Below are 18,481 nucleotides of genomic sequence, written 5' to 3'. Positions count from 1 at the left end.
CGGCCTTACATCAGTGCAAACATGCTGTTGCGTGGCGCCGGCACAGTTCCCCCGGCGTCGGCGGCTTCGCCGGCAAGAATGCGAAGGCGCGCCGACTCGCTGCCAAGCTCAAGGTCGTCAGCATGGTTCTTCTGGCCGAGGCTGACGAGCTTGCCGAGCAACTCGGCGCCTTTGTCGGCGATCCTCTGGCGAGAACAAAGCTGTCGGAGACCAGCGTTGCCTGCATTGAGCGGCCGATGAAGGCACTATGCGCATCTCGCTGCGAGATGCAGCCGATATAAAAACAGCATTTGACGCTAGCCGCCAGGAAAGGGGATTGTCACCCCGCATGAGCCGGCGAAGCTTTTGTTCAATTTCGAACATGGACGCGATCGCGCGTTTTGCGCAACCAAACCACGACACACTGATTGAGGTGAGATATGGCGACGACACGCTCCGCAATTCCTCTGACTGGTGTACCGTTTCCGATATCAGAGTATGAGCGCCGGCAAAACAATGTGCTGGATGCGGTTGCTACGGCAGGCTTGGACGCAATCGTAGTAACGGCGCACGGCCACTTGAAGTATCTCAGCGGCTACGATGGGAGCGGTGGATATTTCGCGCCTTTCCCTCTTATTCTGATGCCGGGTCGGGTCCCGATATTTGTTGTCCGAGAATATGACGAGCAGGCAGTACGTTCATATAGCTGCATCGAGGAAATTGAAACCTATACACATCAGCCTGATTTTGGCAGGGTCTGCGCCGATGTATTGCGTCGACTCGGACTGGACAATAAGCGAGTCGGTTTCGAGCTTGGCTGCTGGAATCTCGCGCCCGCCGACGTGCGCGCAGTCCAAGACCAGCTCCCGGATCTGAAGATTACTGACGTCACCCGACTGGTCTCGTCAGTGTCAGCAGTGAAAGGAGAACTTGAGTTGGCGTGTATGCGCGATGCTGTTCGACTCACTGACGTGGCAATTCGAACCTTTCAGCAATCGCTTCGTCCCGGCATTACGGAGATCGAAATGGCAGCGGCCCTAGCTGCGGCGGTAACAAACGACCCCAGCAACGCCGCTGGGGATATCGGGCTTGCGCCGGGTACCATTTTGTTTGGAGAGCGAGTGAAGTTGCCCCATGCGCCAGCGACCCATCATCCTCTCAGCAACAACGAACCTGCCTTTCTGGAGATAGGGGCTTCGAAACACGGGTATACAGTGGGAATGGTTCGATGCGCAGTCCTTGGCAAACATCCCGAAACCGAATCTTTGCACGGCTTGGCTGAAGAGGTCATTGCGGCCCTTGTCTCCTCGATTCGACCAGGTGCTACGCCGGCGGACGTTCACGCTGCTGGGGGCGAGGTGTTGAAGCGATCTGGACGCAAGGGCGTCTTCCGCCAACGAACAGGATACCAAACTGGCATCAATTGGACTGAGCGCGGCGACCTAAGCCTGGAGCCCGATGTAAATGAACCACTCCGAGCTGGCATGACCCTGCACATGCCAAACATTTTGTGCAGCGAAAGTGGCTACCTATTTGGTGCCGGCGCACACGTGCTCGTGACAGAGCGCGGCGCGGAACTCCTGAGCGAAATCCCGCCAACACTTTATCGGGCGTGATGCTAGGCGGCGTGGACAAATTTGAGCCAGTATCTGGCGGTGGCTAGGTAGACCATTCCGAGGAAGCTATTGGCCAATTGATCGTAGCGGGTGGCAATGGCCCGGTTGATTTTGAGGTGGCCGAACATGCGCTCGATTCGGTTCCGCTGCTTGTAGAGCGCCCGGTCATACTCGATCTTCACGCGGCGGTTTGATCGGCCGGGTATGACGGGTTTAATCTTCCGCTCGGCGAGATCGGCGCGAATGGTATCGGCATCGTAGCCCTTGTCCGCAAGGAAGGCGTCCGGTGCACGAGTCCCCCTTTTCCGCCCGCTGCCGAGACATGGGCGCGAACTGTGGTGCTGTCGATGCTGTAGTGGCCGCTGTCCGCCATGACCTCGGCGAGCATTACCGCCACGGTCTCCCAGACCCCGGCCTCGCTCCAGCGTCGGAACCGACGATAGATGGTGTTCCAACTGCCGTATTTGGGCGGGACATCCCGCCATGGAGCGCCGCAGCGGAGCCGCCAGAGAATGCCGTTGATGATCGAACGATTCTGCTTGGGAGGTCTACCTCGGCCGCGTTTGTCAGGGTCGATGGGCAGCAAGCCCTTGAGAACACGCCATTCTGCTTCGGTGAGATCGCCCCTGCTCAAACCTGCCTCCAAAAAGCAGCCTTGAATCAATCCTCTTGGGCTACGTCAATCGCATCGACGTCCGAAATTCCGTAAGGCGGATATACTATTCCGCCAAGGTGATGGACAGTTCGAGAGGGCTGTCGCTATCCGCGAAAAATCGGCTGCCATCCTCAAACTCGATCACCACCTCTCCATCGCGGTGGCGCATGACACGGCGAACAACCTTGCCAATCAGCATCGACGTAGCTCGTTCGCTCTCTTCTTCCAGTGTCATTCCCAATGCTAACAACCCGATCGCAGGAAAGCGACCCTGCTAACATCGAATTTGTCCACGCCGCCTAGGGTCTGCGGTTTGCGGATTGAGTGGCAAAGCGCATGCAGTCCTGGAAAGTAGGTCGTGGGAGGGGGAGGAGTGTCGCGATGGTGACAGCTCTTCCTACTCAGACCTTTGCCATTGGCCGTTGCCAGCAGAGCCAGAGTTTATGATTGCCAGCACTTCGCAGCTGGTCCTCTAAGGCCGAAGCTTATCCATTTGAGGGCAAACGGCTTGTTATCGGGTCGCAGTCGCCGGCGCCAACACCGAGGCCTGAACGCGGGGCTATCTCGGTTCTAGATGGTTACGATATCCAAACTGCATTTGACGAAAACACCGGTGGCATCGATCATTAATTACGCACCGGCGCCTGATCCAAATTACTCAAATGCGGGAACGTGCCTATGGTTGGCGTTGACAGGTTCAAGGAGATCGAGATCGAAGCGATGACTTGGCGCCGGTACCTGCACGAGAATCCGGAGCTTGACTATCGGGTGAATGACACAGCGGCATTTGTGGCGGAAAAGCTGGCTTCCTTCGGGATTAACCACATCGAGTGCAGGATAGCTGAAACCGGCGTGGTTGCGTTGATCCAAGGTCAACTCGGAGATGGGCCCACTATCGGGTTGCGGGCCGACATGGACGCTCTGCCTATACTCGAAGCTTCAGGCAAACCTTGGACGTCGAAAAGGTCCGGACAGATGCACGCGTGTGGTCACGACGGGCATACTGCAATGCTCCTTGGCGCCGCGAAATACCTCGCCGCGACCCGGAACTTCAAAGGGTCCGTTGCCCTGATCTTCCAACCTGCCGAGGAAGATGGCCGCGGCGGCCAAAGAATGGTCCAGGAGGGGATCATGGACCGTTTCGGGATATCTCAGGTCTTTGGCATGCACAATTGGCCAGGCATGGAGGTTGGTGCGTTCGGCATTTGCGAAGGTTCGATTTTTGCCGCGCTCGACGAGTTCGATATTGTGGTCAAAGGCAGAGGGGGTCACGCGGCCGCTCCCCATCTGACAATTGACCCCGTCGTTGTTGCAGCTCAGATCATTTTAGGCTTGCAGACACTAGTCTCACGCAACACGGACCCCACCGAGTCCCTGGTGATCTCCGTCACAAAGCTGAACGCCGGACAAGCTTACAACATCATTCCCGAACGCGCGGAGATTGCCGGAACAGTCAGGACACTGTCACCGATTTTGCGCGACTTCGCTGAAAAACAGATTGAGGCGTGCGCGGAAAATATTGCACGCGCTTCCGGGGCGAAGGTCGAGTTTCAGCATCGCCGCCTGGAGCCCCTCACTGTCAATCATCCCGATCAAACGCGTCGGGCAACAGAGGTGGCGCGTGCTCTGGTCGGCCATTCATCGGTGAACCCCAAAGTCAAACCTAGTTTGGGGTCAGAGGACTTCGCGTACATGCTAGAGGCGCGGCCGGGGGCATGTATACTGCTTGGAAATGGATCGACTGCTGCTCTCCATAATCCAACCTACGACTTTAACGATGAAGCACTGCCATACGGCATTGGATACTGGGTCAACTTGGCCGAGGCTGCTCTAGCACCATGACATTGTCCAAGCAAAACAACCTTGGCTAATCAAGGCTGAGATCACAAGAAGAGGGTAACGACATGAAATACGAAATAAATCGCCGACGATTGCTGCAGGCGACATCGACCGCCATGGCGGCTGGCGCTCTGTCTTCAATTGCGGGCCGCGTTGCGGCCCAAACACCCAACCAGATCAACGTAGTGCTAGGCGGCGGCGATTGGGGAAAGGCTAACATTGAGGCTTACGCTAAGCCATTTGAAGCTGAGACCGGTATCAAGGTCAACCCAATCACCGACGACATGGGTATGGGACAGGTCGAGTTGATGGTAAAATCGGGCAATGTCACGGTAGATGTCGGGGCGCTTACGCAAGGGTCCGGCTTGGTCGCAGCTAAGAAAGGAATTCTTGAAGAAATTGATTACTCCTTGTTCAGGAAAGAAGAGCTAGACGGAATTTATGAATTTGCCAAGCAACCGTTTGGCGTGGCAAATTTGATTTACTCATATAATATGGTATATAGCACAGACGTATTCCCAGCTGATAAACCCCGGCCGACAAACTGGGCTGAATTCTGGGATGCTGATAAGTTTCCCGGCGTTCGCACCTTGGTGTCCGGCCAGTTTGGTTCAGAAGGACCCTGGGAAGAGGCCCTGTTAGCGGACGGTGTATCTCCCGATAAGCTCTACCCGATGGATATCGACCGGGTGTTTGCCAGTTTGGACAAAATAAAGCCGCACATCCGTAAGTGGTGGAGCAGCGGATCAGAGATTCAACAGATGTTGCATGATAAGGTCGTTGACATCGCTCAATCGTATGACGGAAGAGCTCTACTGTTGATCGATCAGGGCGCCGCGACGGAGATCAATCGAAACCAGGCGAAGCTGCAGTGGGATTATTGGGTCATTCCAAAGGGTTCACCCAACGCGAAGGCTGCGCAGAAGTTTATCGAATTCGCCACTCGCGCGGAACGTCAGGCAGCATTTTGCCAATTGTTTCCTGAGGGACCAAGCAACGGCAATGCGTTCAAACTTCTTCCCGAGAAAGTTGCGCGCAAGCTCCCTACCCACCCAGATTACATCAAGAGCAGCGTTTCCATCAACGGCAAATGGTACAATGAGGTAGGCCCCAGCGGTGTTTCCAACACTGAGATGCTTATCCAGCGGTGGAATGAGTGGATCCTGCAGTAGGGTTGGTTGAAGTGCGAAAGTCCGGTCGGGGTAACTCCATACCGGGCTAAAGTCGAAACTGATGCTGAAAATGTGACGGGGAGCGGGGTAGCCCACTAGCCTCTCCGCTCACGGCATCGGGTACGACGGCAGAAGGTACGGCAAATGCCTGCTAATGCACGCCAGCGATGGTGGAGGAGCCACAGTGAACATGCACGCAATGAATACCGCCCCCCGTTCGGAAGTTGACGCTGCAGATGTGAACCAATCGGTGCCACAAATTCAGTTCAGCAGTGTTACCAAGATGTACGGGAGTGTTCCGGCGGTCAGGGATCTGTCGCTGACCGTGCGTCGCGGCGAGTTCTTGACGATTCTCGGCCCGAGCGGCTCGGGTAAGACCACTACCCTGATGCTCTTGGCCGGCTTTGAGGCCCCGAGTTCGGGTGATATTATGATCGCCGGCCATTCAGTGGCTTCGGTCCCGTCCTACCGGCGCGATCAAGGAATTGTGTTCCAGAGCTATGCGCTGTTCCCGCATCTCACAGTGGCTCGAAACCTGGAATTCCCTCTCGAAATGCGGGGCATGGCTCCCGATCAGAGGAAGGTTCGGGTAGCCCGTATGCTTGAGCGCGTGCATCTAGGGGAATTCGGCGGTCGCATGCCATCCCAATTGAGTGGCGGTCAGCAGCAGCGCGTGGCGCTAGCCCGCGCGCTGATTGCCGATCCACCCTTCCTATTACTTGATGAACCGCTTGGCGCACTCGACCGTAACCTGCGTGAGCAGATGCAGATCGAGATGAAGAGCTTGCACAAGGAGTTCGGTATCACGACGGTGTGCGTTACGCATGACCAGGAGGAGGCGCTTACTCTGTCAGACCGGATTGTTGTAATGCGCGCAGGACGTGTCGAGCAAATCGATACACCAGAGGCCCTCTATGATCGGCCATCATCGTGCTTTGTCGCTAAATTTCTGGGTGAGGCGAACATTCTCGAGGATGCCTTGTTGCTGGCCAGAGGGGGCAACGCGCCGCAAATCGGCACCGTTGCGATGATAAGGCCAGAGCGCATCAGTGTACTTCCGAAGACTGCGGAGTGGGCTCAAACGGACCAGCGGCAATATGTTGCCGGTGCGGTCGACGATATGATTTTTGCCGGCCCTCTGCGAAAATACCATGTTCGCGTTGGCAACAATGTTCTCATCGTCCGGGAACATGTCGCGGCAGACCAACCTGTTTTCCAGCCAGGCGAGGAGGTTTGCCTCACGTGGCTGCGGTCAGACATTCGCTTCGTTTCGCCATAAGCGATTGATAAGGGATATCCATGAAGCTTTTGCGCAGAATGGCCAAGGTGCCACTTGGGTTAACCGCGCCCGCGTTCGCGCTTTTGCTTGTGGTTTTCGGTGCCCCTATAACCTTGCTTTTCCTAAGCAGTGTCAATGCCCCCGATTTCTCGTTCCAATACTACGGAGCGTTTTTCGCCCAGCCAGCTAATGTGCGGGTGCTCTTTCAAACGATAGAAATAAGTCTGGTCGCAACTGCCATCTGCTTAATCGTAGGCTATCCAACCGCGTATCTGATCGTCACGGCATCCAAGACTCTGCGCATGACGCTCATCGCTCTCGTGATCATCCCCTATTTGACCAGTGGGCTGGCGCGTACCTACGCATGGATTGTTATTCTTGGGGATCGCGGGGTCATCAACAACATCTTGCTGGACGTCGGATTGATCGATCGACCTCTGCAACTCATCTATAACCGAACCGCGGTCTATATTGGCATGGTCCACATCATGCTGCCGATGATGATACTTCCCTTGGTTAGTGCGATGATGGGGATCGATCGGTCCTTGATGGCTGCTGCACGCAGTATGGGAGCGGGACCTTTCACCGCTTTCAGGCGTGTATTTCTCCCCCTTAGCATTCCAGGCGCACGGAGTGGCTCGCTCCTAGTTTTTGTGTTCTGCCTAGGATTCTATATCACGCCGGCGGCACTTGGGGGATTGCGCGATGCCATGCTTTCAACCTTCATTGCGGCCGAGGTGAATAGCTCGTTCGATATTCCGCGCATTGCCGCTGCGTCCTTCATCCTTCTCGGGTTTGCCATTGTGGTGCTTTCCATGGTCGGGCTTGACCTCTCCGGCAAACAAGAGCAAAGCCAAACTCGAGCTCCGAAGGGCTCGATGTCCCGACTACCCATTGTTCTTGTTATCAAACGAAACTTCAGCGAAATTCTGCGTCCCTATCGTGTCAAACGGTGGACGGGACGGCGCTACGTGCCTGGGGCGGAAAGGCGATGGCCTAAAGTCGTCGCGATCGTTTTTATCGTTTTGGTGATGGCCTTTCTTTTATTCCCAGGGATAATCGTTGTCATCATGTCGTTCAGTTCCGGGGCATTTTTGCAATTTCCGCCTTCGGGCCTGTCGCTTCAATGGTATCGCTCGTTTTTCGGCGATGCATCTTGGAGCGGAGCAGCTTGGACCAGCGTCGAGATTGGTGTCGAGGTAGCTGTTATTTCTACTCTATTGGGAACACTTGCTGCTTTCGGATTGAGCCGAATAAGCGCAAGACTTCGCGGCGTGCTGACAATGATCATAATCACGCCTATCACCTTTCCAGTTATCGTGGTCGGTATCGCGACTTATCTGGGTCTCATCCAGATTGGTCTAATCGGCACAAAGGGTGGTATCGCCCTCGCTCACAGTATCGGCGCTGTTGGAATTGTGGTGGTGATCGTTTCTGCGACGTTGGCCAACTTCGATCGGACGTTAGAGCAGGCGGCCAAGAGTATGCGTGCCGGACCACTGCAAACGTTTTTTCGCGTAACACTGCCGTTAATCAGGCCGGGAGTGATCGGCGGCGCCATGTTCGCATTCCTCCAGTCATTCGATGAAGCGGTCATAACGTCTTTGGTCGGCGGTCTGTCGGTGCGGACGTTGCCCTTGAAGATGCTGGAGAATATCCGCCACCAAATCGACCCGACGATTGCTGCAGTCGCTTCTCTTTTGATGCTTCTGCCTTTAATCTGGATGCTTGTCCTCTATGCCGTCTGGTGGCGTTCTCGACCGAGCATGCAGCGAACATTACAGGAAGCCGCTGCCTAACTGGCGTGGCAGATCCACTTCCTGATGATGCGTCCGACCTATTCCTACGGACTGGCGACAAGCATCTGTTCGGGGCTTCAACGGGCGGATAAAATGGCCACCTGGTCCAAAACGGAAACCAGTAAAGCTCTTGCAATTATCATCTGGCACATGCGGATCAAGGATTCGGACTATGTCTGGGATCGGCCGGCCTTGCTCGCCAGCAAGCTCAGACCTGCCGATCCTCTTGCTGCGCGCCAGGATGGAATTCGAGGTCAACGGCGCTGACCGGATCGCACAGATCCTTCGCCCGTCTGAACAACGAACAGCTAGCCAACGTCAACCGGCTGATCGCGCGATTTCTGAAATCGGCTACCCACCGCGACTTTGACCTTCCTCCTCCCTTAGTGCACCGGGATCAAGGTGACGAACCAAGGGACAGGTCAGCAGAGCGAGCCCTGGTCATCTGAAAACGCGATGGTGCCGTCTCGGACATTATATTGGCGAAGTGGTGACCGCGTGTGCATAGTTCCAGGCGAAAAAAATAGCCGTGTACAAGACCATATGCCCGGTCAAAGTCGCCAGATCACCCGCAATAGGTTAAGCAATGAACGAAGCACCACATCTTACGTTTGATCTCGATGCGCATGGCGTGAGCAGAGGACACCTCGTTGTGCCGGGAGGCGCCGACCATGAAGAGTTCTCGCTTCCGGTTTTTAGTCTTAATAAGGGCGATGGACCGCGCCTTCTTATCACCGGTGGGAATCATGGCAATGAAATGGAGGGGCCATTAGTCGCGCGGCGGCTTATCGAGTGGCTGCCACAAGCGCAAACCAGTGGTAGGATCATCGTGCTGCCAGTGCTTAATCCATTGGCAGTTCAAGCATGGAGCCGCAATACTCCGCTTGATGGTTTGAATCTGAACCGCGTGTTTCCGGGCCGTGCCGACGGGTCTGTTACGGAACGAATCGCGGATGCGGTTTCACGCGTATTGTTGCCAAATGCCGACATCGTTTTCGATCTGCACAGCTTCGGCCCAACGTGGGATTTTCCCCCGGCGGTCATCACGCATCCAATTGCTGATGCGGATCTCATGGCTAAGACGCTCGCAATGGCAGCGGCATTTAAGCTGCCCGTAACATTGCTCTGGCAACATGACGACACGGCTGGGATGTTCGACAGTTGGGCACATAGCCTAGGGAAGGTATTCGTTTGCGCGGAATTCGGCGGTGGTACGGTTAGCGCAGAAGCTCTAGCGATTTATGAAGCTGGAGTTCGCAACGCGCTCGTTATGCTTGGACTCGTCGAAGGAAAAGTCGAGGACGTGTCTTTCCGTAACAAAAGGTCCAGTCAGACCCTTGAGACGCTGATATCAGACGAGTTGAAATCGCCCGCGCAGGGTATCTTCGAACCTCGCTGCTCTGTGTTGGATGAAGTGAGGTCGGGAGATCTTATAGGTATCCTACACTCTATGGATTCTGTTTCCGCTCCGTCCATTGACATCCGAGCGCCTGGGCCATCAATCGTCCTAGCCATAGGATCGGGCGCGCATGTCGACCGCAATGAAGGGGTAGCCATCCTTGCGCGGCCGCTGCATAACTAGAGGTACAGATTAGCCGCGCCTTGGCCAGCTGTAGTAACTCCGGTATGAAGGCACTGGCCTCGACTGGAGCTTATAGGCCAGCTCCTCGGATCGATCAGCGGCTGATCCTGTCTTCCAAAATCATGCCAAAAAGATTGCTTGATCCTTGATCGCTTGGTTTATACTAACCATGGTTGAAAGTGGCGGTCCGAGATGGGAGCTGGCCGGACGGATTGATCGCCTAGCTTCTGTTATGGAAGCAGGGGCGACGATCCGGCGCACCGCGACCAAGAGGGGAGGCGGACGGTGCCGTCCCCGCTGACGCCCGTAAAACAACTTTATCGTATCTTAAAACGAGATGGGCACGTTCGGGGCTTTATATTGGCAAAACCGATTCCGAACGGGGCATAACTTAGGACAGAGCGCGCAAATCCGGCCGCAGCTCATAGCTTGGCCAAACTCGAGTATAATTCAGTGCAGATCAAAGACGTCATTCTCACGCCCGGCAACGGCGCCTTCTTTTATGACGATCAAGCTGCCATTAGGGCAGGGGTTGGCCAGGACGGTTTTGTTTACGTCGGCGAGCCATTGACGCCCGGCTTCCGTGATATCCGTGTTCCGGCAGCTTGCTTAAGCGTCGGGCTTGTCCTGGAAGACGATATGGTCGCCTGGGGCGATATGATGGGAGTGCAATACTCAGGGGCTGGCGGGCGTGACCCCCTGTTTGACGTCGGAGCCATCATGGATCTCACGTCACGTGTTGTTGTCCCGCGGCTCTTAAACATTGATGCGTCCAGCTTTTTGACAGCCTGCTCCAGTGTCTTCGATCTCCATACTGGGAAACGACTCCCACTATGCATCGAATATGGGGTCAGCCAAGCCCTTTTAAGCGCTGCTGCCCATGCTGCGCGTCGTACCATGGCGGAGGTGGTTTGTTCGGAATTTTGCCTATCCATGCCGCATCGTCGTGTCCCAATTTATTGCCAGAGCGGTGATGCGCGCGAAATCAATGTCGATAAAATGATCCTGAAGGGGGTGGATGTGATCCCGCATGGCCTCATCAACTCGCGTAGCAAATTCGGCGTTGGGGGAGAAACCTTTCTGGATTTCGTCAAATGGGTGGCGCACCGCGTCAAGCAAATCGGCCAACCAGACTATTCTCCGGTGCTGCATTTCGATGTGTACGGCTGGATCGGTATGGAGATCGGGCTCGACGTCCAGCGCATCGCCGACTTCATCAGTAAGGTTGCTGACGCGGTTCCGGAGTTCACGGTGAATATCGAATCGCCAGCCGACTTCGGGTCTACGCCGGCGCAGGTCGAAAATTACGGGCAGATCGTCGGCATTCTGAATGCGCGCGCGTCACGTGCGCGCATCGTTGTCGATGAACGCTGCAACACCTTAGAGGATGTGCGTCTGTTTGCGGAGGCTAAGGCGACCCATCTCGTGCAGATCAAGACGCCGGACGTGGGCTCGATCGCCGACAGCGCCCGTGCGGTGCTTCTGTGCAAAGAGAACAACGTGGACGCCTATGTGGGAGGCAGCTGCAGCGAGACGGATCTCTCCGCGCGAGCGACGGTTCACATTTCGGTGGCAACACAGGCGGACATGATGCTCGCGAAGCCTGGCATGGGCATCGACGAAGGTCTTTCCATTGTAGGCAACGAACAAAATCGGTTGCTCGCCATGCTTGATCGGCGTCGGGCACAAAACCTGAAAGCCGCGTAGGAAGCGCCCTGATGCTAAACAGTCTCAAGGACATCACGGTTGTGGCGGTCGAACAGGCCGTTGCAGCTCCCTACGCATCGTCTCGCCTTGCTGACGCAGGCGCCCGGGTGATCAAGGTCGAAAGGCCCGAAGGGGACTTTGCCCGAAACTACGACAAGCTGGTGCGGGGGCAGAGCGCGTACTTCGTCTGGCTCAACCGGGGTAAGGAGTCGGTCTGTCTAGACCTGAGGTTGGAGGCGGATCGCGCCGTCCTCGACACGCTCATTGCCAGTGCTGATGTCTTCATCCAGAATCTAAAGCCGGGCAGCATAGAAAAACTGGGGTTCGCGTCCGCTGATCTGCGTCGACGATATCCGCGGCTGATCACCTGCGACATTTCTGGTTTCGGGGAGTCAGGGCCGTATTCCCATTTGAAGGCCTACGATCTGATCGTCCAGGCCGAAACAGGTCTATGCGCTATCACCGGCAACCAACAGGGGCCTGCGCGTGTAGGGGTCTCGGTTTGCGATATCTCGGCGGGCATGACAGCGCACAGCGCCATTCTTCAGGCACTGTACCACCGCGAGGTCACCGGCGAAGGGACCAGCATCCAGGTGTCACTGTTTGATGCCGTCGCCGACTGGATGAACGTGCCGGTTTTGCAAAATGATTACAGCGGCTACCAGACGGTACGCGCAGGCGTGAAACACCCGTCGCTCGCGCCGTATGGTGCCTATCGCTGTGCCGACGGCAAAGAGGTCATCTTTTCGGTTCAGAATGACCGCGAATGGGTGAATTTCTGCGAGAAATTCCTGAAGCAGTCCGGGCTCACACGCGCACCTGGTTTTGCTGACAATATGGAGCGCCTCGCTCATCGTGCGCAACTTGATGAGATCATTGAACAGCGGTTTTTTGAACTATCCTGCCACGATGCGATGCAGGAGCTCGAGGCGGCCGGCCTGGCATATGGCCGACTGAACGAAGTGGTGGATGTTTCAAAGCATCCACACATTCGCAGGGTGCAGGTTGGAACACCCGATGGAGCCGTCGAGACGATAGCGCCGGCGGCGATTTTCAACTCGGAGCTCCCCTCGCTTCGCCCAGTCCCGGCTCTTGGCTCTCATACCGAGGCTGTCCGCGAGGAGGTGCGGGCGCTTTTGCGCGAAAGAGCCGCGTCAGCGTGAGCGCGCGTTTCAGTAAGGTGAGACTGCTCGCGGTTTACAAAATGCCTGTGTACCTCGGATCATTTCAGCGCACCGGCCGCCTAGAAAGCTCACTGGCAGCGCCCGCGCTAAAATCGGCCGCAAAGGCGTCTCCATGATCAAGGACACCTTTGCGGCCGTTGAAGGCGCGATGTCTGTACCGCGCTGGAGATCCCTGCTCTTCGTTCCTGTTCACGTTCCGCGCTTTGTAGAGACGGCCCATGAGCGGGGCGCAGATGGCGTCATTCTCGACCTGGAGGATTCCGTGCCCCAGGATCGGAAAGGAGAGTCACGGCAGCAGCTTCCTGAATGCGTGGCAGAGGTGGGCCGGAAAGGCGCATCTGTTTTGGTCCGCGTGAATCATGGTCTGCGCGCCTTGGCGGCCGATCTCGATGCAGCCGTGATGGCGGGTGTTGACGCACTGGTTCTTCCGAAGACGGATTCGGCAGAGTGGGTTATAGAGATCGCGAATGCGGTTTCGGAACTAGAACGTGAAAGAAATCTTCCGCAGGGAGGCATCCGGTTCCTTGCCCAGATTGAGACCCCGGGCGCCTTGCAAAGGCTTGCGGCCATTGCGTCGGCGCATCCAAGGATGGTCGCAATGGCGCTTGGCCCTGAAGACTTCAGCGCCGCTGTTGGCGGCGCCCCAGGATTCGACCTTCTTTTGACGCCGAACCTTTCTGTTCTGTTTGCCGCCCGCGCGGCCGGCTTGCTCCCGCTGGGCTTCATAGGAAGCATCGGCGAGTTCTCGGACACGCATAAACTTCGTGAGGCCGCGGTGCGGGCGCGGCGGCTTGGCTTTGCCGGAGCTTTGGCGATCCATCCGACACAGGTGGCCATATTCAATGAGGCTTTCTCGCCAAGCGCCCAGGAGCTCGAGTGGGCCCATAAAGTTGTCGCGGCGGCAAATGATGCCGCCACGCGTGGACTGTCCGCATTCTCGTTGAATGGCAAAATGATAGATCCGCCAGTGGTGCGGCGCGCCCACGAGATCCTGATTCTTGTGGGCAACAACTGACTGGCCTGTTATCAGCGGCTGAACAGGAGCGAATGGCACTACACCGCGCCGGGCAAGCCGATGCAAAATGGCTACGCGATTCCCTCAACGGCCGAATGCGAGACGAGCTGTTGAACGATGGCCTGTTCTTCGGCCTCGACCACGCCCGCAGTGCCACTGCCGAATGGAGGCAGGACCTAAATCCTGTTCATAACACTCATCTGTCTATGTCATTTGAGTGAATAGGTTTTGCTGATCTGGATGCGATCCCATGGGGTATTTTGGGTTTTGCCGCGCGCGATGAACGATGCGCTGAGCCGCCGGTTCGTCAAGCGTTGATCGGCTGAAGACCCATGGACCGTCCGGCAGAGGATGAACGCCTTCGATCGACGCGAGTCCACCGAAGGCGATGCAACGCGGCTCGCCATTGTCAAGCAGACCACGCCAGCAGGAATAGCGCGGAATGTTGTGCTTGGTTCCCGTGTAGCGGACCGTCAGCTCGCGGCCGCAGCGCCGGCAGCGGACAAGGTCGGCGAGCAGAGCGTCGCCATGCTTGGGCGCCCCGTGATGCCGGCTCGTGGGCACGTGGTCGCTCACCATCTTGCGGATCGCTTCCGCCTTTCCCAGCCGACGTAGCCTTCGTGTGCACCCGGAATCAGCGCCAGCATCTCGCGCCTTACGGCGGCTGCGCGAGCGAATGGCGGCATCTGCGCGGTCTGCGCGTCGTGCGGGTTGGAGAAGATCGAACTGATATGTCGTAGGCTGGCGCGGTATGGACCTCTCCCCGGTTCGCTTCGTGAGGACCCGATGCTGCGCCCGAATCCTCCAATTGCGATGGGGTGTGGGAATTGGCCGTCGGGTCCTGCAGCAGTGTCACCAAGACGCCAAGCGTTCTGGGATCGATATGTGGGGCAGGGCAATGCGCCACGCGGTGCAGACCGCGATCAAACATCCAGGCCGGAACTTCCAGCCACCGATCGGAGGCGTGGCGGGAGAGACTGCAGCGGAAAACCTCCCGGTCGGCGTTCTCGATCACCTCATGAACGTGAACACAACGCCCGGCCCAAGGATGCCACGGATAAAGAAACTTGCGTTCCTCGGTCCTGTGGGTGTTCTTTCCTGGTGTTGTTCAACACCGTGAGGCCGCATTCCTCGCTCGCTATTTGACCCCGGCGGTCTTCGCCGGAACCCTCGCCGCAACCGGCTCCGACGCTGCACTCAATGAAGGCTTCGCGCCTCCGCCCGTTGCTCAAACCGCGCCATAACAGAAACGGCCGAGGCTAATCGCCACTGGTTGAAAGTTCAGTGGCAGGTCAGAGGGTCTGGCTCGACGGCCTTAGCTTCAGGCTATCCGGCCAATCCCGGCGATCACCCAGCGACACGATGACTGACCAGTGCTCAGCGCCACCGCCGGAGCTGCAAAAAGAGTTGCGTATGATTGAGCGTTCGACCACGTTGCTGTCGATCTTGATATGGCCTCGTCCAGGATGCGCGAGAGGCGCTTCCCAGCGCGAGAGCGTGTAGGGGATCGCCGCTGTGAGCTTGGTCTTCTGACTGATTTGGCCGAGCTTCTCTAGCCGCCCTGGGTCCAGTGCCGTGATGGTTGAGCACTTTTTGCCTGCGTGCAGCAAGGCCTCGTTGGCCTCGGCTACGGATGTCATCCTCGATCTTTTAGAGTTCGCGGATCCTTCTTAGCGCCTCGATCGGGCGCGGCATGGCAGAAGGCGAGCGTGAAGCCGCTTTTCGTCGGCCAGCAAGCGATGGCCCGCTATAGCCGTCGACCTGCAAGTTCCGGTAGAGAGCCTGCGAGATGAGCGATCGCACGCTGGGCCTTTTCGGTCCGGCGCATAGACATAAGACGCCCGGCGGTCCGCTCCCTCCCTAATCAGTCATCGCGGGCATAAATCCAGAGTAGGCCTGTCTTCGTCTTGCCGACCCCGGAACGAGCACCGGCGCGGTCGTCGCACGTCGGCGAAGAGTTTTGGCGAGGACTTCGGTTTTGCTAAAGCAACCGTTCATGGACCAGACGTAGGTGCCAGTCCGGCGCGGCCGACTACCGGCGCTGCCAGCAGCCTGGGCAAGCGAACCAAATTGTAGCCCGCCAAGTTATGCCGCGCCCGCGGTGGCACATCCTCGCAGCTTGACCTTGGCCATGCCGTCTGAGGTCTTGACTGACCGAACCCTCCTCTGACCCCTTAGGGCAGTGCTGACTGAGATCATAGCCCGGATGGCGCTTCGTGCGGTCATCGATCGCTATACGCGAGGCTTGTTGCTTTCTGCTCAAATGGGCGTTGAAGGCAACGCGCGGCGTGATCTTGCTCTTTGCAGGTCCTTGACTGGCGCGTCCTAGGCTTCGCCAGCGCCAGTCGATGCGCCGTCGCGGCGTCTGCGGTCCAACATAGCGAGAGCGGCATCACGCTCGCCTGTGCCAGGCCTGGGTATGAAACTTTCCAGTCAAGCCGGATTGGCCAGCACCTGGGTGCATAACCAACCTGTTGTCGCGGCTTCATTAGCATGAGGTGCCCGGAAACGAAGATACGTATGGACCCCGCCCCGCTTTCCAATTGAGCCTAGGGGCTGCTGATTCCTTCTTCGCCAAGGGTCGTGAACGGCGTGATCGACCAATGGATTAGGTTGATGGGACGATGAGTGTCGCCTCGGTCGAGCAATGGTGGATGAAACTGCGATGACATGTCCGATAGGATCTCTGTAATCGCCCTGCCTGACGCCCTGCCTTCAGGTTTTCGACATAAAATTTCACCTCGGTCACACCTGATCTTAATGTCGCCAGCGATCTAATCCAGTGTGCCAGGAATGAGGTACCGTACGGCCGCACTGCGAGAATGCCTTCTTCGCAAATCCCAGTCCTCGCCGTGACTGCTAGGTGCAATACTGCAAGCCAGCTGAACCAATTGAGGATCTGTCCCCTCATCGAGGCGCGGATTGACTTGGATGACGACGGGTCCAGGCTTCGTCCACGGAGTTCAATGTTCGTTGGCCCAGCTGAGGCCGTGAGCTTGCAAGCAATTCTGTGACACGTTGACGATACGATCATGCTCGTCATTAGTCAGCAGGGTTGGTTGGACAATTCACCTCTCGGAAGAGGAAATGGGGTGGCCGGCCGAAGTCCGCCAGCGGCAATAGCAATGACCTCCTTTCCCATCTTGTTAGCGCCGCTGGTTGCAATGGCGCTTGGTACTGAAGACTTCAGTGCAGCTGTTGGCGGTGCCCCAGAACTCGACCTGCTTTTGACGCCGAACCTTTCCGTTCTGTTCCCCATGCGGCAGTCTCGGCTCGATAGGAAGCATCGGCGATTCTTAGACAATGATAACTTCGTGGGGCCGCAGGCGATCCATTTAAACATCGATGGGGCTTTTCACCAAGCGCACAAGAACTCGAGGGACCCGTCGTGTCCTCGCGGCGAAAAAGATGCGACGGCGCAAGGCAAAGGCGCGTTCACATTGGACGGGAAGATGGTCGATCTACCGGTTATTCGAAGGGTCCGAGAAATCATCTCCATGGATCAGGGCGCCGAGTTGGCCGGTTGAAGCCTCGGCGGGTTGGGTCCATTCTGGACACATAGGTTACGGTTTTGGTCAAACCACACTGAGATGACACGACAGTTAGGCGTCATGTCGCTCTGCAATTATTGCTGTCGCGCCATCACATTTCGAGATAGATTACATCATTGCAGTCCGCCCTCGGAAGAGTACCCGTGGAAATCAGGCAGTTAAGATACTTTGTTGGCGTGGTCGAAGCAGGCAGTTTCACGAAGGCCGCTGGCTTTCTGAATGTCGCCCAGAGTGCGCTGAGTCTGCATGTGCGCCAATTGGAGGAAGGCTTCGGCACTCAGCTGCTGATACGCGACAGGACCGGCGTGAGCGTGACGGCGTCAGGAGCCAAACTCCTGGAGCGGGCGCGGGCGATTCTCAAAGAAATTCGAATTACCGAGGTGGAATTGACCAACACAGCCGCTTCCCCCGCCGGGGAGGTGACTATTGGCATTCCGTCTGGAGCTGCTCGCGTCCTGAGCGGTCCGCTGCTTGAGACGGTAAGACACGAACTGCCCAAGGTGTCCCTCAAGATGGTCGAGGGTATGACGGGACCGCTAGAGGAATGGATGGCGGCTGGACGCTTCAATCTGGCGGTTCTGTACCGCACTGCGGACAGTGTGGGGCGAATGACTGTGCTAGCGCGCGAAGACCTTTGTCTGGTGGTTCCGTCCGGCGAGCCACCGTTTGAAGATGCGATATCTCTGGCCGACCTGCATGCATTCCCCCTGGCGGTTCCCATGCGCAACAACAATGTCAGGCGTTCGGTGGCTGATGTCGTCGCACAACACGGTTGCGCGATGGACGTCAAGTTTGAAGTGGACTCGCTCTCAACGATCATCAACATGGTCGTAGAGGGAAAAGCGCATTCTATTCTCGCCCCGTCTGCCGTTCAGAAAGAAGCCTCTCAAGGGCTGGTCCGGACGGTCAAGATAGTCGATCCGGTAATTACCCGCTCCGTGGTGCTTGCTGTAAATCCCAAAGATGAGCGTTCTGCGGCCGTTTCTGCGGTCCGCAAGCTCATTCCGAAGGTCGCCAGAGAATTGATTGAGAGCCGGGGCTGGGTAGCATCGGCTCCTGACGCGACCTGAGAACCATCGATCTGTAAACAACGGCATGACTTC

Annotated in this window: 16 protein-coding genes and 2 pseudogenes; 13 read left to right on the top strand and 5 right to left on the bottom strand. The window is 57.0% G+C overall.

Going from position 1 to position 18,481, the window contains the following annotated elements; all coding sequences use genetic code 11:
* Positions 1-5: 5 nt before the first annotated feature.
* Complete coding sequence (locus tag P9273_RS22945; protein ID WP_164548527.1) at positions 6-161, bottom strand: hypothetical protein; 156 nt, start codon at positions 159-161, stop codon at positions 6-8.
* A 258-nt stretch (positions 162-419) separates the two neighbouring features.
* Between P9273_RS22945 and P9273_RS22940 the strand changes: the two genes are divergently transcribed.
* Positions 420-1,595, top strand: a complete 1,176-nt coding sequence (locus P9273_RS22940) for a M24 family metallopeptidase (protein ID WP_063169317.1) — start codon at positions 420-422, stop codon at positions 1,593-1,595.
* Between the two features lie 2 nt (positions 1,596-1,597).
* On the opposite strand, the pseudogene P9273_RS22935 reads toward P9273_RS22940, so the two are convergent.
* Together P9273_RS22935 and P9273_RS22930 are read right to left on the bottom strand one after the other, a co-directional pair.
* Positions 1,598-2,229 (bottom strand): annotated as a pseudogene (locus P9273_RS22935) (IS5 family transposase).
* Positions 2,230-2,314: 85 nt separating this feature from the next.
* Positions 2,315-2,485 (bottom strand): hypothetical protein, encoded by a 171-nt coding sequence (locus P9273_RS22930; protein WP_164548526.1) that lies wholly within the window; start codon positions 2,483-2,485, stop codon positions 2,315-2,317.
* A 443-nt stretch (positions 2,486-2,928) separates the two neighbouring features.
* Here P9273_RS22930 and P9273_RS22925 point away from each other — a divergent pair, with 443 nt between their 5' ends.
* The 10 genes and pseudogenes from P9273_RS22925 to P9273_RS22880 all read left to right on the top strand — a co-directional run.
* On the top strand, positions 2,929-4,092 hold the full coding sequence (locus tag P9273_RS22925) for a M20 aminoacylase family protein (RefSeq protein ID WP_063169316.1): 1,164 nt from the start codon (positions 2,929-2,931) through the stop codon (positions 4,090-4,092).
* 62 nt (positions 4,093-4,154) lie between these two features.
* On the top strand, positions 4,155-5,261 hold the full coding sequence (locus P9273_RS22920) for an ABC transporter substrate-binding protein (RefSeq protein WP_063169315.1): 1,107 nt from the start codon (positions 4,155-4,157) through the stop codon (positions 5,259-5,261).
* 199 nt (positions 5,262-5,460) lie between these two features.
* Complete coding sequence (locus tag P9273_RS22915; protein ID WP_095769045.1) at positions 5,461-6,540, top strand: ABC transporter ATP-binding protein; 1,080 nt, start codon at positions 5,461-5,463, stop codon at positions 6,538-6,540.
* Between the two features lie 20 nt (positions 6,541-6,560).
* Complete coding sequence (locus tag P9273_RS22910) at positions 6,561-8,339, top strand: ABC transporter permease subunit (RefSeq protein ID WP_063169314.1); 1,779 nt, start codon at positions 6,561-6,563, stop codon at positions 8,337-8,339.
* A 24-nt stretch (positions 8,340-8,363) separates the two neighbouring features.
* A complete protein-coding gene (locus P9273_RS22905) occupies positions 8,364-8,606 on the top strand; it encodes a hypothetical protein (RefSeq protein WP_127273917.1) in 243 nt (80 codons plus the stop codon).
* A gap of 319 nt (positions 8,607-8,925) precedes the next feature.
* A complete protein-coding gene (locus P9273_RS22900) occupies positions 8,926-9,921 on the top strand; it encodes a succinylglutamate desuccinylase/aspartoacylase family protein (RefSeq protein WP_063169313.1) in 996 nt (331 codons plus the stop codon).
* Positions 9,922-10,374: 453 nt separating this feature from the next.
* Positions 10,375-11,628: a methylaspartate ammonia-lyase gene (locus P9273_RS22895; RefSeq protein WP_063170371.1), complete on the top strand. Its 1,254-nt coding sequence runs from the start codon at positions 10,375-10,377 to the stop codon at positions 11,626-11,628.
* Positions 11,629-11,639: 11 nt separating this feature from the next.
* Positions 11,640-12,791: a CaiB/BaiF CoA transferase family protein gene (locus tag P9273_RS22890; RefSeq protein WP_063169312.1), complete on the top strand. Its 1,152-nt coding sequence runs from the start codon at positions 11,640-11,642 to the stop codon at positions 12,789-12,791.
* Between the two features lie 133 nt (positions 12,792-12,924).
* The gene (locus P9273_RS22885) at positions 12,925-13,827 is read left to right on the top strand and encodes an HpcH/HpaI aldolase/citrate lyase family protein (RefSeq protein WP_210326668.1); all 903 of its coding nucleotides are present in this window, start codon (positions 12,925-12,927) and stop codon (positions 13,825-13,827) included.
* Between the two features lie 24 nt (positions 13,828-13,851).
* Positions 13,852-14,009, top strand: a pseudogene (locus tag P9273_RS22880) (integrase core domain-containing protein); the annotation flags it as partial.
* A 22-nt stretch (positions 14,010-14,031) separates the two neighbouring features.
* Here P9273_RS22880 and P9273_RS22875 read toward each other — a convergent pair.
* Positions 14,032-14,406: a zinc ribbon domain-containing protein gene (locus tag P9273_RS22875; protein WP_063169311.1), complete on the bottom strand. Its 375-nt coding sequence runs from the start codon at positions 14,404-14,406 to the stop codon at positions 14,032-14,034.
* Positions 14,407-15,119: 713 nt separating this feature from the next.
* Positions 15,120-15,467: an IS66 family transposase gene (locus P9273_RS22865; protein ID WP_063169310.1), complete on the bottom strand. Its 348-nt coding sequence runs from the start codon at positions 15,465-15,467 to the stop codon at positions 15,120-15,122.
* A gap of 1,485 nt (positions 15,468-16,952) precedes the next feature.
* On the opposite strand from P9273_RS22865, the gene P9273_RS22860 reads away from it, so the two are divergent.
* Positions 16,953-17,354: a hypothetical protein gene (locus P9273_RS22860; RefSeq protein ID WP_063169309.1), complete on the top strand. Its 402-nt coding sequence runs from the start codon at positions 16,953-16,955 to the stop codon at positions 17,352-17,354.
* Positions 17,355-17,521: 167 nt separating this feature from the next.
* Positions 17,522-18,448, top strand: a complete 927-nt coding sequence (locus tag P9273_RS22855) for a LysR family transcriptional regulator (protein ID WP_063169308.1) — start codon at positions 17,522-17,524, stop codon at positions 18,446-18,448.
* Positions 18,449-18,481 lie beyond the last annotated feature (33 nt).

Source organism: Mesorhizobium sp. WSM4935 (assembly GCF_029625735.1).
In the GTDB taxonomy this organism is placed as follows: domain Bacteria; phylum Pseudomonadota; class Alphaproteobacteria; order Rhizobiales; family Rhizobiaceae; genus Mesorhizobium.
This window is presented reverse-complemented; position numbering and strand designations above follow the sequence as displayed.